At 58.9% G+C, this 14,161-nt stretch carries 14 protein-coding genes; 7 read left to right on the forward strand and 7 right to left on the reverse strand.

From position 1 onward, the window contains the following. Position 1: 1 nt before the first annotated feature. The 3 genes from IQ22_RS05865 to IQ22_RS05875 form a co-directional block, all read right to left on the reverse strand. A complete protein-coding gene (locus IQ22_RS05865; protein ID WP_145139472.1) occupies positions 2–748 on the reverse strand; it encodes a TOBE domain-containing protein in 747 nt (248 codons plus the stop codon). A gap of 89 nt (positions 749–837) precedes the next feature. After that, positions 838–1,575, reverse strand: coding sequence for a ComFC family protein (locus IQ22_RS05870; RefSeq protein WP_145139476.1), 738 nt, complete (start codon positions 1,573–1,575; stop codon positions 838–840). 105 nt (positions 1,576–1,680) lie between these two features. Beyond that, the gene (locus IQ22_RS05875) at positions 1,681–1,974 is read right to left on the reverse strand and encodes a hypothetical protein (protein WP_145139479.1); all 294 of its coding nucleotides are present in this window, start codon (positions 1,972–1,974) and stop codon (positions 1,681–1,683) included. 288 nt (positions 1,975–2,262) lie between these two features. Between IQ22_RS05875 and bioB the strand changes: the two genes are divergently transcribed. The 7 genes from bioB to IQ22_RS05910 all read left to right on the forward strand — a co-directional run bounded on the left by bioB (position 2,263) and on the right by IQ22_RS05910 (position 9,157). Continuing rightward, positions 2,263–3,312, forward strand: a complete 1,050-nt coding sequence (bioB, locus tag IQ22_RS05880; RefSeq protein WP_145139481.1) for a biotin synthase BioB — start codon at positions 2,263–2,265, stop codon at positions 3,310–3,312. Positions 3,313–3,382: 70 nt separating this feature from the next. Then, positions 3,383–4,558, forward strand: a complete 1,176-nt coding sequence (bioF, locus tag IQ22_RS05885; RefSeq protein ID WP_145139484.1) for an 8-amino-7-oxononanoate synthase — start codon at positions 3,383–3,385, stop codon at positions 4,556–4,558. After that, complete coding sequence (locus IQ22_RS05890; RefSeq protein ID WP_145139487.1) at positions 4,551–5,276, forward strand: alpha/beta fold hydrolase; 726 nt, start codon at positions 4,551–4,553, stop codon at positions 5,274–5,276. Before bioF ends, IQ22_RS05890 begins: the two co-directional genes overlap by 8 nt. Continuing rightward, positions 5,269–6,084, forward strand: coding sequence for a malonyl-ACP O-methyltransferase BioC (gene bioC, locus IQ22_RS05895; RefSeq protein ID WP_145139490.1), 816 nt, complete (start codon positions 5,269–5,271; stop codon positions 6,082–6,084). The genes IQ22_RS05890 and bioC overlap by 8 nt, the downstream gene beginning before the upstream one ends. A 5-nt stretch (positions 6,085–6,089) precedes the next feature. Further along, positions 6,090–6,770 (forward strand): dethiobiotin synthase, encoded by a 681-nt coding sequence (gene bioD / locus IQ22_RS05900; RefSeq protein ID WP_145139493.1) that lies wholly within the window; start codon positions 6,090–6,092, stop codon positions 6,768–6,770. Between the two features lie 93 nt (positions 6,771–6,863). Further along, complete coding sequence (locus IQ22_RS05905) at positions 6,864–7,148, forward strand: hypothetical protein (RefSeq protein WP_145139496.1); 285 nt, start codon at positions 6,864–6,866, stop codon at positions 7,146–7,148. 203 nt (positions 7,149–7,351) lie between these two features. After that, complete coding sequence (locus IQ22_RS05910) at positions 7,352–9,157, forward strand: phenylacyl-CoA dehydrogenase (protein ID WP_145139499.1); 1,806 nt, start codon at positions 7,352–7,354, stop codon at positions 9,155–9,157. 134 nt (positions 9,158–9,291) lie between these two features. On the opposite strand, the gene IQ22_RS05915 is transcribed toward IQ22_RS05910, so the two are convergent. Genes IQ22_RS05915 through IQ22_RS05930 form a run of 4 tightly spaced genes read right to left on the reverse strand, consistent with a single transcriptional unit; the run spans position 9,292 to position 14,086 of the window. Next, complete coding sequence (locus IQ22_RS05915) at positions 9,292–10,191, reverse strand: efflux RND transporter periplasmic adaptor subunit (protein WP_145139502.1); 900 nt, start codon at positions 10,189–10,191, stop codon at positions 9,292–9,294. Between the two features lie 13 nt (positions 10,192–10,204). Further along, entirely contained in the window at positions 10,205–10,405 is a 201-nt protein-coding gene (locus tag IQ22_RS05920; protein ID WP_145139504.1) for a DUF1656 domain-containing protein, read from the reverse strand. After that, complete coding sequence (locus IQ22_RS05925; RefSeq protein WP_244308967.1) at positions 10,395–12,581, reverse strand: FUSC family protein; 2,187 nt, start codon at positions 12,579–12,581, stop codon at positions 10,395–10,397. The genes IQ22_RS05920 and IQ22_RS05925 overlap by 11 nt, the downstream gene beginning before the upstream one ends. After that, complete coding sequence (locus IQ22_RS05930; protein ID WP_145139508.1) at positions 12,578–14,086, reverse strand: efflux transporter outer membrane subunit; 1,509 nt, start codon at positions 14,084–14,086, stop codon at positions 12,578–12,580. Before IQ22_RS05930 ends, IQ22_RS05925 begins: the two co-directional genes overlap by 4 nt. Positions 14,087–14,161: the final 75 nt, after the last annotated feature.

Here is a 14,161-nt window from a genome sequence, read left to right on the forward strand (position 1 = left end):
GTTAGAGAGGCGAGCCCAGCAAGACCTGATCGGGGGCAAAGCAGGCGGTCAGGTCCTGGCCTGGTAAGGGATTCAAGGGTGTGTTTTCTGGTAGCAGCACGCATAAGGTTTGCCCGTTGGGTAAGGTCAGGCGTAACTCGGCAGGCCCAGCCTCGGCCGGCGTGACACTATCGACCCGCCCCCGTAAGGCATTGGGTGTAGCGGCAGGCACCTGTTCATGAAGGGTCAGCCAGGACGCCTTGATGAGCACGATGACGTTACGGCCCGGTGCCAGGTTCAGGCGCTCAGTGCTTTCATGGGTAATACGGGCCTGGACGGGCAGGGGGCCGGGCAGATTAATGGCGATCAGATCGTTATGGCCTTGAGGGGTGATCGAGACGACTTCGCCATGCAGTTGGTTGCGTGCACTGGTCTGCAGCATCAGGCGATTCAACCGGTCCAGATCTTCCGCTTGGCCAACGCTGCCCAATACTGTGGCGCTCAAGGCTTCAAGCCGCCGATAAAGGGTTAACAGGCGCTCACCTTCAAGGGTTAACCGGGCTCCGCCGCCACCCTTGCCTCCGACACTACGTGCTACCAATGGCTGGCCGGCCAGGTTGTTGAGCTCGTCAATGGCATCCCAGGCAGCCTTGTAGCTCAGCCCAGCCGCTTTTGCCGCACGGGTTATCGAACCTTGCTCGGCAATCTGGGCCAATAGGGCAATACGCTGCGGGCGGCGGGTCACGTGTTGAGCAAGAGGACTGAGCATAAGTCGGAATATAAAAAAGTATATAGCGCCAGTGTAAGCGTGCCGATGCGATGCTGGCAAGGCTCTGGAGCGGGACTGAATACAGCCGATTAATCGCCGGGCCGGGGCGTTCGCGCTAGGCAATAAACATCTACCCGTAGTGCGCCCTCACGACGGAGCAGGCGCGCTAGGGCTTCGGCCGTGGCACCTGTGGTCAGTACGTCATCCACCAGAGCGATATGCCGGTTACGGATCACCTTGGCATCATGCACTTCAAAAGCCTCTCGTAGGTTGCGCCAGCGTTGGGCTGCATCCAGCCCTTGTTGTGCGGGTGTGTCCTGAGTGCGCTGCAGCGCCTGGTCGGCTATGGGAATGCCAAGCGGCTTGCCAATCCAGTGGGCCAGCATAGCCGCCTGGTTGTAGCCTCGCTGACGCTGCCGTTTCTTAGTTAACGGAACGGGAATCAGCAGTGAGGGGCGGGGTGCGCCTTCATCAAAGGCGTGCAGCAAATGCCTTGCCTGCAAATCGGCCAGTAGCCTTCCAAGAGGCCACTGCCGACGATGCTTGAAGCGGTTGATGGCGCTATCCAAGGGAAAGCCATACCGCCACGGTGCCTCGACCCGCTCGAACGCTGGCGGCTTTTTAAGACAGGCCCCACAGGCCAGCCCTTGCGTAGCCAGGGGGATCGCACAAACCGAACACTGTGAGCCCAACCAGGGTAGATCGGTTTCGCAGCCATGGCAGAGCGATAGGCGAGAGGCGGTCTGCCCCCCGCAGAACAGGCAACTTGAATGGATGTGTAACCAACCGGGGCGAAGGGATAAAAGAAAGGGAGCGAGTCGATTCATGAGGGCATCCTTGCCATAAGTGCCGATACTGTGCGTGGGAACACAGCCCGGCTCAAGTACCCCCCGACGAAGATGAGCGCGCCGTCTCGGACGCGCCCGAAAAGATCAGCGGATCAGCCAGCTCATGACCATCAGGCCCAGCACCAGCCAGATCACCCCGCCCACGATAGAGCGGCGCATAAAGGCCCGTACGGCCGCATAGAGTAGGATCAGACCGACGACCAAGACAACAAAACTGATGTAGGAATCGTCCATACCAATGGCGCGAGCCATGCCTTGAAGAAAATCATGAACGGCATCGCCAATGCCGCCTAGTACGCCACTGAACACATCAATGATGAAGCGGATGACGCTTCCCAGCGCCTGGCCCAGCCAATCGAAAAACCCTTCGGTACGCATAGGTATTCCCTTGTAATAACTTAATCCCTTGGAGCGCTTAAAAAGAGCTGGGTTCGCGGCCGTGCTGCTTATCGCTTGGGCAGGCGATCCTGCTCACATATTTGTTTCCCTGGAGGGATACCCATAAGCCGCAGTCAGGTGTCCCAGGAAAAGCCTTTAGTCAAAAGCATTGAAAAATTAAGGGAATTGTATATTTATTGATCAGATGTAAACCTGGGTATCGAATAAAGTTGACGGCAATTATCCGTGCTGCCCAGCAGCCGTCTTTTTATACCGAAGGATTGAGCCATGAGCGCTACCGCTACGCGTCACGACTGGACCCTTGCCGACGTCCGTGCTCTGTTCGAGCTGCCGTTCAACGACCTGCTTTTCCAGGCGCAGACGGTTCACCGTCAGCACTTCGACCCCAACCGTGTACAGGTCTCCACGCTGCTCTCCATCAAGACCGGTGCCTGCCCGGAGGACTGCAAATACTGTCCGCAGTCCGGTCACTACAACACGGGGCTGGACAAAGAAAAGCTGATGGAAGTGGAGAAGGTGCTCAAAGCGGCAGAAGAAGCCAAGGCCATCGGCTCGACCCGTTTCTGCATGGGCGCGGCGTGGAAGCATCCTTCTGCCAAGGATATGCCTTACGTGCTGCAGATGGTCAAGGGCGTGAAGGCGCTGGGCCTGGAAACCTGCATGACGCTGGGCAAGCTCGACCGTGAGCAGACTCAGGCTCTGGCCGAGGCCGGTCTGGATTATTACAACCATAACCTGGACACCTCGCCGGAGTACTACGGCAATATCATTACCACGCGCACCTACGCGGATCGCCTGGAAACATTGTCTTATGTGCGCGACGCAGGCATGAAGATCTGCTCCGGTGGCATCCTGGGTATGGGCGAGTCCGTTGACGACCGTGCAGGCCTTCTGATCCAACTGGCCAACCTGCCCGAGCATCCTGAATCCGTCCCGATCAATATGTTGGTCAAGGTGAAAGGCACTCCGCTGGCCGAGGAGAAGGATGTCGACCCGTTCGATTTCATCCGTACCCTGGCTGTAGCGCGGATCATGATGCCTAAGTCCCATGTACGGCTGTCTGCTGGCCGTGAGCAGATGAACGAGCAGATGCAGTCCCTGGCGTTTTTTGCCGGCGCGAACTCCATCTTCTACGGTGAGAAGTTGTTGACCACCGGTAACCCGCAGGCCGAAAAGGACATGCTCCTGTTCAAGCGCTTGGGCATCAAGCCGGAAGAGCGGGAAGAGCATGACGACGAAGTTCACCAGGCTGCCATCGAGCAGGCTTTGATTGAGCAGAAAAATTCCGCCTTGTTCTACGATGCGGCGTCGGCCTAAGCACTTATGGCTGGCTGAATAGAGTGGATAGCCCGATATGGGCTATCCATATTATCGGTGACCTTTCATCATGCCATTCGATCTTTCCTCACGCCTGGCCGAGCGCCGCGCTGCACACCTGTACCGTCAACGACCCTTACTGGAAGGTCCTCAGGGACCCGAGGTGATCGTTGATGGCCAGCCGCTGTTGGCGTTCTGCAACAACGACTACCTGGGCCTTGCAAATCATCCCGAGGTGATCGCTGCCCTGCAGACGGGGACCAAGCGCTGGGGCGTAGGCGGTGGCGCCTCACATCTGGTGATCGGGCATAGCGGGCCGCATCATGCCTTGGAAGAGGCGTTGGCCGCCTTTACTGGCCGGCCGCGCGCCTTGCTGTTTTCTACCGGTTATATGGCTAATCTCGCTGCCGTGACGGCGTTGGTCGGCCGTGGCGACACCGTATTGGAAGACCGGCTCAATCATGCGTCCTTGCTGGATGCTGGGTTGCTGTCCGGGGCGCGCTTCTCGCGCTACCTGCATAATGATCCGGCTAGTCTCGCCAGCCGCCTCGACAAGGCTGAAGGCAATACGCTGGTTGTGACCGACGGCGTGTTCAGCATGGACGGCAATCTGGCCGATATACCTGCCTTGGCCCAGGTTGCACGCAGCAAGGGCGCCTGGCTGATGGTCGACGACGCCCATGGCTTCGGGCCGCTGGGCCTGAAGGGCGGCGGTGTGGCCGAGCATTTTGGTTTGAGTCTGGATGATGCTCCCGTTCTGGTCGGTACCTTGGGCAAAGCCTTCGGCACCGCGGGTGCGTTTGTGGCCGGTAGCGATGAACTCATCGAAACCTTGATTCAATTCGCACGTCCTTACATTTATACAACGAGCCAGCCGCCCGCCGTGGCCTGCGCTACCTTGAAGGCGCTGGAACTGCTGGAAGCGGAGTCCTGGCGGCGCGACCACTTGAATGCCCTGATTCAGCGATTCCGCTCTGGTGCGCAAGCCTTGGGGCTTTCGTTGATGGACAGTTTCACGCCAATCCAGCCTATTCTCGTCGGCAGCAGTGACCGCGCCCTGGCGTTTTCCGCCGCCCTGAAACGCCATGGAGTTCTCGTCACCGCGATCCGTCCGCCCACCGTTCCGAACAATAGTGCCCGGTTGCGGGTTACTCTGTCGGCCGCACATAGCGAGCAGCACGTCGACCGCCTGCTCGCTGCACTTGCTGAAGCGTGGTCGGAATTGAAAGGAACGGAACATGCGTGACACTTTAGTGCTGTTGCCCGGGTGGGGTCTGGGCACGGCCCCTCTGGAGCCGCTGCGTGACGAGCTGCTTGAGATAGCACCTTATCTGGATGTACACATCGAGCCTTTGCCGGAGCTGGCCGATGTCTCCGCCTGGTTCGATGATCTTGACGCCCGCCTGCCAGATAAGGTCTGGCTGGGCGGCTGGTCACTGGGTGGCATGATTGCCAGCGAGCTGACTCAGCGCCGGAGCGATCGTATCCTCGGCCTGATCACGCTGGGCAGCAATCCCTGCTTTGTTGCGCGGCACGGCTGGCAAAGCGCGATGTCGCGTACCGTCTTCACTGATTTCTACGAAGCCTGCACGCTCGACGCCGAGTTGACTCTTAAGCGCTTCACTCATTTGGTTAGTCAGGGCGCACGTGATCGCAAGACCCTGACCCGCCTGCTGCAAGTGACGCTGCCAGAAACGAGCGGTGACGTTGCCGTGGCGGGGTTAGAGCTGCTGGCTCAATTGGACACGCGCGAAGCCCTCAAGGCATACAACGGCCCGCAACTGCATCTGTTTGCGGCTAACGATGCGCTGGTGCCTGTTGCGGCTGCACATGCTCTGCTTGAAGAAGTTCCAGACGTAAACGTTCACGTTTTCGAGCCGGCCAGCCATGGCCTGCCGTTGGAACGTCCGGATGAACTCGCAACGGTGATCAACCGTTTCATTTATGAGGGCCGTGATGGCTGATGCTCTACCGGTAACGCCCCAGGAGGAAGCCGGCTTGCCTGATAAGCGGCGGGTAGCGGCTTCGTTTTCCCGGGCGGCTGCCAGCTACGACGGTGTGGCCAGCCTGCAGCGTGAGGTTGGCGAGGCACTGCTGGCCCGTCTACCACATGAAGCGCCAGCTTGCTGGGTCGATCTGGGCTGCGGTACGGGCTATTTTACGCGGGCCTTGGCAGCGCGTTTTCCCCATGCGTCTGGTGTAGCTGTTGACCTGGCCGAAGGCATGTTGCGCCATGCGCGTCCGCTGGGTGGGGCAACTCAGTTCATCGCTGGCGATGCCGAGCACTTGCCTTTGCGTAACAGCATGTGCGATCTCGTTTTCACCAGCCTTGCCCTTCAATGGTGTGGTGATCTAGCTGCCGTTCTGGCCGAAGCCCGTCGCGTCCTAAAGCCCGGTGGAGTCTTTGCGTTCACCAGCTTATGTGTAGGCACGTTGCAGGAGCTACGGGACAGTTGGCAGGCGGTAGACGGGTTTGTTCACGTGAACCGCTTCCGCCGGTTTGATGATTATCAGCAGCAGTGTGGCGAAAGCGGGCTTCGGTTGCTTCATCTGAATACCGAAACCCGTACCTTGTATTTCCCGGACGTGCGCAGCCTGACGCATGAGCTCAAGGCGCTGGGCGCCCATAACGTCAACCCCGGACGGCCCGGCGGCCTGACCGGACGTGCGCGGCTGCGTGCGCTGGCCGCTGCCTATGAACGACTTCGCGAGCCGGCAGGTCTGCCTGCCAGCTACCGGGTGGTCTACGGCGTTTTACAGAAAGAATCCTGATCCCTATGTCCGCTTATTTCATCACCGGTACCGACACCGAAATCGGCAAGACCACCATTGCTGCCGGGCTGCTGCATGCTGCCCGCCAGGCTGGATATTCAACCGCGGCGGTCAAACCTGTGGCATCCGGTTGCGAGCAAACACCGGAAGGACTACGTAACAGCGATGCCTTGGCGCTCTGGGGCGAGTGTTCGCTGCCGTTGCGTTACGAAGACGTCAACCCCATCGCCCTGGAGCCTGCTATTGCTCCCCATTTGGCGGCCCGTGAAATAGGCATCGCGCTAACGGTCGAATCCTTGGTCGCACCGATTCAGGCCATGCAGGCCCGAGCGGCGGACTTTACTGTTGTCGAGGGCGCGGGCGGCTGGCGCGTACCGCTGGCTGGTACGGCGAGCCTGTCGGACGTGGCTCTGGCAGCGGGGCTACCTATCATTTTGGTCGTCGGCGTGCGTCTGGGATGCATTAACCACGCTGTACTGACGGCCGAGGCGATCGAGCGCGATGGTCTTCGTCTTGCTGGGTGGGTCGCCAATATCGTCGACCCGCACACGTCACGGCTGGACGATAACCTGGCGACACTTAAGGAACGGTTATCCGTGCCGTGCCTGGGTATTGTCCCGCACCTAGAGCAGCCTTTGCCTGCGTTTGTGGCAGCCCACCTGCATCTGGAAAGTCTTCTGGTCTAAGCCAAGCGGCATTCATGCTTTTTTAATCGTAGGGTTTGCCAGCCAGATCTGGTTCAATGATCAAACGCCTCATGCAGTCAAAGGGAGCGAATCATGAACATTTCCAGTAGTAGTTTCAGTTACGGGCTCGCCGCTTACCAAGCTGGTCAGTCCCGTGTCGATCAAGCTGGTAGCGTTATTGCCGCCAATACCTTACCTAACGATGGCCAAGCCCGTACTGATCAGGTACGCAGCGTCGAAGGCTCAGCCGAAAATCCGGCCGACAAGGCTGCTCAGCTAGTGAGTCTGGAAGCTGGCAAGACCCAGGCCTTGGCCGGTGCACGGCTTATACAGGCTGCCGATGAAACCCTGGGTACGCTGATCAATACCTATGCCTGATGGCTAAGGCTGGTCTCATTGGCCTTGGCTCTTCTCCAGCGCCGCGGGTTTACCACCCGCGGCGTTTTTGTATCCGCGCGTCACTCGCGGTCGGTCAGGCTTGACAAGGATAGGAGGAAAACATAAGTTTCAAACAACTGTTTTAACGTCGGCAGGTCTTTTCCTGTGGCGCCTTCATAACAATGCATCCAGAGGTAACAGTCATGCCTGACTATAAGGCTCCCTTGCGTGATATCCGCTTTGTCCGTGATGAACTGCTGGGTTATGACGCGCACTACCAGAGTTTGCCCGGATGCCAAGACGCGACGCCTGACATGGTGTCGGCGATCCTTGAGGAAGGCGCCAAGTTCTGCGAGCAAGTCTTGGCGCCGTTGAACCGCGTAGGTGACAAGGAAGGCTGCGTGTGGAGCGAGTCGGGCGTAAAGACGCCGACCGGCTTCAAGGAGGCCTACCAGCAGTTCGTAGAGGGCGGTTGGCCGAGTCTGGCGCATGACCCCTCTTATGGCGGCCAGGGGTTGCCCGAATCGCTGGGTATTGCCCTGTCCGAAATGATCGGCCAGGCCAACTGGGCTTGGGGCATGTACCCTGGTTTATCCCACGGGGCGATGAACACCATCGAAACCCACGGTACGGACGAGCAAAAACATACCTACCTCGACAAGCTAGTATCGGGTGAGTGGACCGGCACCATGTGCCTGACCGAGCCACACTGTGGTTCCGACCTGGGTATGTTGCGTACCCGCGCCGAGCCGCAGGTCGATGGCAGTTACGCCATTACTGGCACTAAAATCTTTATATCCGCCGGCGAGCATGACCTGACCGATAATATTGTGCACATTGTGCTGGCTCGTCTGCCTGACGCTCCGGCGGGCACCAAGGGTATATCCCTGTTTATCGTGCCCAAATTCCTGCCCAGCGCTGAAGGGGGCATAGGCGAGCGTAACGGTGTGACCTGTGGCTCCATCGAACACAAGATGGGTATCCACGGTAATGCGACCTGCGTGATGAATTTTGATGGTGCTAAAGGCTTTCTGATCGGCCCGCCGAACAAAGGCCTGAACTGCATGTTCACCTTTATGAACACCGCACGGATTGGTACAGCGCTGCAAGGTCTGGCTCATGCTGAAGTAGCGTTCCAGGGCGGCATCCGCTATGCCCGTGAGCGCTTGCAGATGCGCTCCCTGACGGGCCCGAAGGCGCCGGACAAAGCGGCCGACCCGATTATTGTTCACCCGGATGTGCGTCGCATGCTGCTGACCATGAAGGCGTTCGCCGAAGGTAACCGCGCGATGATCTACTTTGCCGCCAAGCTGGTGGATGTAGTCCGGTACAGTCAGGATGAGGAAGAAAAGAAAAAGGCCGACGCGCTGCTTGCCTTTATCACACCGATTGCCAAAGCCTTCATGACCGAAGTGGGCTTCGAGGCAGCTAGCCACGGTATGCAGATCTTTGGTGGTCACGGCTACATCTCTGAGTGGGGCATGGAGCAGAATCTGCGCGACAGCCGCATTGCCATGATGTACGAGGGCACCACGGGAATTCAGGCCATTGACCTATTAGGCCGCAAGGTACTGATGACCCAGGGCGAGTCGCTCAAGGGCTTCACTAAAATCGTTCACAAGTTTTGCCAGGCACAGGAAGACAATGCCGAGCTGAAGGAATTCGTTGAGCCTCTGGCCAGATTGAACAAGGAGTGGGGCGATATTACGCTCAAGGTGGGCATGGCCGCGATGAAGGATCGTGAGGAAGTGGGCGCGGCGGCCGTAGATTACCTGATGTATTCCGGCTATGTCTGCCTGGCCTATTTCTGGGCCGACATGGCGCGTGTGGCCAGTGAGAAGCTGGCCGCCGGAACGGAAGAAGCCGGCTTCTACAGAGCCAAACTGCAAACGGCACGCTTCTACTACCAGCGTCTGTTACCTCGTACGCGGACTCATGCCGAAGCCATGCTGGCCGGCGCCGGTAGCCTGATGGATGTAGCAGAAGAAGATTTTGCGTTGGGCTATTGATTACGCCAAGGCCATAAAACAGAAGGGCTGCATCGTTAGGTGCAGCCCTTTTTGTTACACGGGTGGCAAGACCCGGCTGGACAACCTGTAGGGTGTACTAACCAATAGGCATTGCAGAGGCTCTGGTGCTCGTTTTAATGCGCAAAGCTCAACCAGTCGCGATCACTTCGGTCACGCCCATCGTCAAGCACCACGGTACAGGTCGTACCGGCCGATAACTCGATGCCCTCCGGCACTTCATCGATGGCAATACGCACCGGCACACGCTGGGCGAGGCGGACCCAATTAAACGTCGGGTTTACGTCGGCGGTTAGCTCACGGCTCTGTGGGTTATCGCGGTCGTAGATGCCGCGGGAAATACTCTCTACATGGCCTTTGAGTACCACGCCACTCATCATGCGCATTTCCGCAGGTGCGCCTACCTTTACATGCGGCAGTTTGGTTTCTTCAAAGTAGCCGTAAACCCAGAAGGAATTCTTATCGATTACGGCAAGCTTTGGCGAGCCGGCGGCAGCATAATCGCCCTTGAATACCGACAGATTGGTAATGTAGCCATCCACCGGGGCGATAATGCGGGTCCGCTTGAGATTAAGTTTGGCTGCTTCAAGCTGGGCCAGGGCCTGCTTGTAGTCCGCTTCTGCCGCAGCAGCGACACTGCTGGCATCCTCGCGGCTCTCCTTGGAGACAACTAGGCTGTCAATATCGGCTCGGCGTTTGGCATTTTGCAGACGCATATTCAGGGTTGCCTTACGCGAGGCGACCAGCGCCTCGGCCTGATCAACAGCGATTTTATAGTGCTCCGGGTCGATTTGAAGGATCAAGTCGCCTTTCTTCACCAGCTGGTTATCTTTTACCGGAACGTCAACCACGATGCCCGACACATCAGGAGCGATGTTGATGACATTCGCCCGAACCCGGCCATCACGGGTCCACGGGTCGTTCATGTAATGCACCCAGAGCAATCGGCCTATCACCAGCGCGGCCACAACGACGATCAGGGTCGCCAATACGCTAAAGATATTTTTCAGAATCATCGAAACAGGGCTCTCAACGGTAAACGGTCAATGCCAGGCCGCCATAGATGCAGGCAAACAGGCTCAGGCGGAACAAGGAAGGGTGCCAAGTAAAACGGTACAGTCCGATACTGGCGAACAGGCGATCGACGACCCAGGTCACCAGCAGTCCGACGACGAACAAGACGGTGACGGTAGGCAGATACACGCCATGAAAGGCGAATTCACGAGGCATGAGACAGTCCTGTAGCAACCGTCTCGCTCGGCGCATAGGAGGCCAGGGGCCCGTGCGGGTCGAGCAGGGACGTGCGGATAAAGTGCAAGAAACTCTGGATACGACGCAGGGGTGACTCTTCGAAGTGTTGCGTGTCGGGTTCACGGGCTTCCTCAACGCAGGCAATGGCGCTATCCACCGCGTTCAAGGCGCGCTGCAGGTTGCCGCTGGACGGTTTCAGGAACAGCCGCGCCAGGGCTCGGCCCATGGCACGTGTCGCCTGCTGCCAAGGCGTGTTTTCGGCATAACGTTCGCTATCAGGCAGGCGTGCCTGTTCCTGGCGTAACTCGATCACGGCATGTCCGATCTCCTGCACGGTAAACGTCCAGCCCATCAATTCTTTTTGAACAGCGGGATTCCCGTTAGCCAAACCATAGGCCTGATTCAGCAGGTCCCGGGAGGCGCTGTCGAAGCGGTTGGCCAGTCCTGGCAACGGGTGGCCGATGACATTGACCAGCTGTTTACGGAGGTCGCGCTCCAGACGCCGCCAGAGCCAGGGACTGTTAGGTGGGAGGATGATGGACGACACCACAGCTGTCGTGAACATGGACAGCACCACGGCAATAGCCGTGTTCAGGAAGGTGCCGGGGTCGTAGACTGGCGGGTTGTCCGGAATCGAGGTGAAGCAGAAGAACACCAGACTGCCCAGGCCATAACCCATGCAGCCCGGGCGCAGGCTGACGTAGGCCCCAAGAGCAAAGTAGGTTCCCAGCACCATGAACAGCAAGGGGAAACCGTCCAGGTGCGGGAAAAGAAAGAAATTGAAAACGAACCCCACTGTTACCCCGACCAGCGCGCCGAAGGCCATTTGCTGGGCCGTACGGTGAGGCAGTGGCGTAGTGGCGGCCAGTGCAGAGACGGCCGCCGCGTTGAGCGTGAACATGTTTCCGCTGGGCCAGGCCGTCAAGATCCAGAAGACGCTGAGTGCCAGGATGAGCACGCCGGAACGAATCCCGGCTACCGCCGAAGCCATGGTATTGGCCTTGGCCTTGAAGCGCTCGTTCCACTGCTCGCGCTCATGGTGGGGAGCGGCCAGTGAGGCATGGGTCTGGGTATAGTTGTGCAGTTCTGTAATGAAGCGATAGAGCAGTTCAGCGGCTGTTTCGAAGTCGCGTCGGTCGATTATGGCCGGTGCCTGCTCATAGAGGGCGTGACGCGCTGTACGAATACGGGCGCGAACGCTTTCCCGCAGGATATCCAGGCGTTCAGACAGTACCGCGGCGTCCTGTTCGGTCAGCGGTTTGCCCCGGCGGCTGTCGAGCACTTCGATCAACTCGGCCTGAATGCTATCGAAGGCGTCCAGCACTGCCTTGGCCTGGCGTTGACGTAGACGGACCAGTAGACGGTTCAAGGCATGAAAACGCGTCGTAAGGGCCATGAATTCACTGTTCAGGCGCATCAAGCGGCCGCTGCGCATGCGCATGTGTGGGTCTTCAAAGGCGGTCACGCTACGCAGGCTTTCCAGTCCCACGGCTTCCGCAGCATAGCGAACTCCCGTCGCTTCCATCACGGTCCGCTCAAGGATGCCGCGCAGAGAGTCTGCAACGAAACCGGCAAAGGTGCCGAAGCGGTTGTAGAGTGCATTGCTCAGCGCCGCGCTCGACGTTTGCGGAAAAACGGCGGCCGACACGGCAGCACTGCACACGATACCCAACGAGATTGCCAATACCCGCAGGACGGCGGACATGAATGCCGTGTCCGCCTGCATTACGGCCGGCAGGCCGATTAACGCCACGGTATAGCCGGATAACACGCACCCGTAGCTGCGCAGGTCGCGAAAATGCATGGCGCCAGCCGTGCACAGGCCGATCCAGATCGCGATGCTAACCATGAAAAGTACGCGTGCCTGGGCGAACAGGGCGACCAGCGTCAGCATGACGGCCAGGCCGATCACCGTGCCAAGGAGACGGTATACGCTCTTGGCGAAAACCTGTCCGCTTTGCGGCTGCATCACAATAAAGACCGTAATCACCGCCGAGCTAGGGTGCGGCAACTGGAAGCGCATGGCTAGCCAGAGTGTCAGACCGGCAGCAAGCAGCACCTTGAAGAGATAAATCCACATGACACCATTACTGCGCGCCCACGCATTTAGGGCTTGGCGGAGCGCAAGGGCTGGCACGGCTGACGTATTTTTCATGAGTTCTTCTTCCCGGCGATTTCAACGCGCACCGGCTTTAGCTCTTTCTCTTCCGGGCCGTCTTCCGGTGTGATCACGCCACCGCCCAGCGAGGCGATCAGGCCGGCCTGGGCACTCAGGCGCAAGGCCTGTACCTGCTGTTCCACACGCTGTTGGGCAAAGAGACGGGTCTGGGCATCCAGTACGTGCAGGTAGTCGGTCAGGCCGCGCTCGAAGGCCTGGCGGGCGATGGTATAAGTGCGCTGTGCCGCCTCGACCGATTCGTGCGCCAGGGTGGCCTGCTTGTTGGCCGAGTCGAGGCGGATCAGGTGATCCGAGATGTCCTTCAAGGCGCTGACCAGCGTCTGATCATAGTGGGCGATGGCGGCGTCATAGCGGGCCGAGGCAATGCCCAAGTGCGCACGGCGTTCACCTCCATCGAAAATGGGCAGCGAAATTGCCGGCCCAAACGAGTAGCCGGTCTTCGCTGCGGTAAATAGCTCCTTGAATGTACCCATCGTCATCGACTGCCCAAGCGTAGCGGCCAGGTCGATGTTGGGATAAAAGTCAGCCCGTGCGACGTCCACTCCCTTGGCTTCCGCCGCGATCCGCCAACGGCTGGCAACGATATCCGGTCGATGACCGACCAGCTCCAGGGGAAGTTTTGATGGCAGCGTGGGAGTGGCACCCAATTGCAGCCGCGGACGTACCAGCCGAGCAGCATCACCCGGACCGCGGCCGGCCAGGGCAGCCAATTGATTGCGTAATAATGCGATTTCTTCGTCTAGCGCCTCGATCTGGCGATGTGTTTCTGGCAGCAATGCTTCCGCCTGGCTGACCTCGAATTGCGTACCGATTCCGCCTTCCAACTGGCGGCGGGCCAATTGGGCGATTTGCTCCTGCTGCTCCAGAGTCGCCTGAGCGATATCATGTTGTGCATACTGCAACGACAGCTGGATATAGGTACGGACGATGTTGCTGGTCAACTCGAGTACGGCGACACGCTCTTCCGCCGCGGCCTGGTGGGCCTGATCCAGGGCGCGCTCGCTGGCGTCGCGCTCGCGTCCCCAAAAGTCGAGGTTGTAGGAGAAACCAAGAGAGGCGTTATTGTTCCAGGTGGTCTGATCAGCCAGTTCACCGGGACCATAGAAACTGTCCGTCGGCCAGGCATAGCGGCGTAGCGCGATATCGGCATTGAGATGCGGCGCCTCGGCCGACTCGGCCAGCCCGGCCATGGCTTTGGCCGAGCGAACCCGTGCTGCGGCAGAGGCCAGAGAGGGGTTGCCGGTCAGCGAATCGGCAATCCACTGGTTCAGCTGCGGGTCCTGATAGGCCCGCCACCATTCGCTGGCTGGCCAGTGCGCTTCGCGCGTGGCTGCACGAATAGCCTCGTCGGTCGATAGGGTATTGGCTTCGGTCGGCTGGGTCTGCGGCGCGATGCCGTGCGTACTGATACAGCCTGAAATTGTTGACGTTAAAACAAAAAAGCCGAAACCGAGCAGAGCACTCTTACAAAGAAATGACACAGGAGACGTCCAGAAATACAGGAATGAGGGAGCTCAAACGTGTCTAGATTCTAGGAAAGACGCCTCTGCTACATA

Source organism: Pseudomonas duriflava, assembly GCF_007830155.1.
GTDB lineage: Bacteria > Pseudomonadota > Gammaproteobacteria > Pseudomonadales > Pseudomonadaceae > Chryseomonas > Chryseomonas duriflava.

Bases quoted from the DNA above. Each gene is read 5' to 3' on its own strand.
- bioD (WP_145139493.1), top strand. From the start codon at position 6,090: ATGTCCGCTTATTTCATCACCGGTACCGACACCGAAATCGGCAAGACC.
- IQ22_RS05920 (WP_145139504.1), bottom strand. From the start codon at position 10,405: ATGCCTCGTGAATTCGCCTTTCATGGCGTGTATCTGCCTACCGTCACC.
- IQ22_RS05910 (WP_145139499.1), top strand. From the start codon at position 7,352: ATGCCTGACTATAAGGCTCCCTTGCGTGATATCCGCTTTGTCCGTGAT.
- IQ22_RS05890 (WP_145139487.1), top strand. From the start codon at position 4,551: ATGCGTGACACTTTAGTGCTGTTGCCCGGGTGGGGTCTGGGCACGGCC.
- IQ22_RS05915 (WP_145139502.1), bottom strand. From the start codon at position 10,191: ATGATTCTGAAAAATATCTTTAGCGTATTGGCGACCCTGATCGTCGTT.
- IQ22_RS05875 (WP_145139479.1), bottom strand. From the start codon at position 1,974: ATGCGTACCGAAGGGTTTTTCGATTGGCTGGGCCAGGCGCTGGGAAGC.
- IQ22_RS05905 (WP_145139496.1), top strand. From the start codon at position 6,864: ATGAACATTTCCAGTAGTAGTTTCAGTTACGGGCTCGCCGCTTACCAA.
- bioB (WP_145139481.1), top strand. From the start codon at position 2,263: ATGAGCGCTACCGCTACGCGTCACGACTGGACCCTTGCCGACGTCCGT.
- IQ22_RS05925 (WP_244308967.1), bottom strand. From the start codon at position 12,581: ATGAAAAATACGTCAGCCGTGCCAGCCCTTGCGCTCCGCCAAGCCCTA.
- IQ22_RS05870 (WP_145139476.1), bottom strand. From the start codon at position 1,575: ATGAATCGACTCGCTCCCTTTCTTTTATCCCTTCGCCCCGGTTGGTTA.
- bioF (WP_145139484.1), top strand. From the start codon at position 3,383: ATGCCATTCGATCTTTCCTCACGCCTGGCCGAGCGCCGCGCTGCACAC.
- IQ22_RS05865 (WP_145139472.1), bottom strand. From the start codon at position 748: ATGCTCAGTCCTCTTGCTCAACACGTGACCCGCCGCCCGCAGCGTATT.
- bioC (WP_145139490.1), top strand. From the start codon at position 5,269: ATGGCTGATGCTCTACCGGTAACGCCCCAGGAGGAAGCCGGCTTGCCT.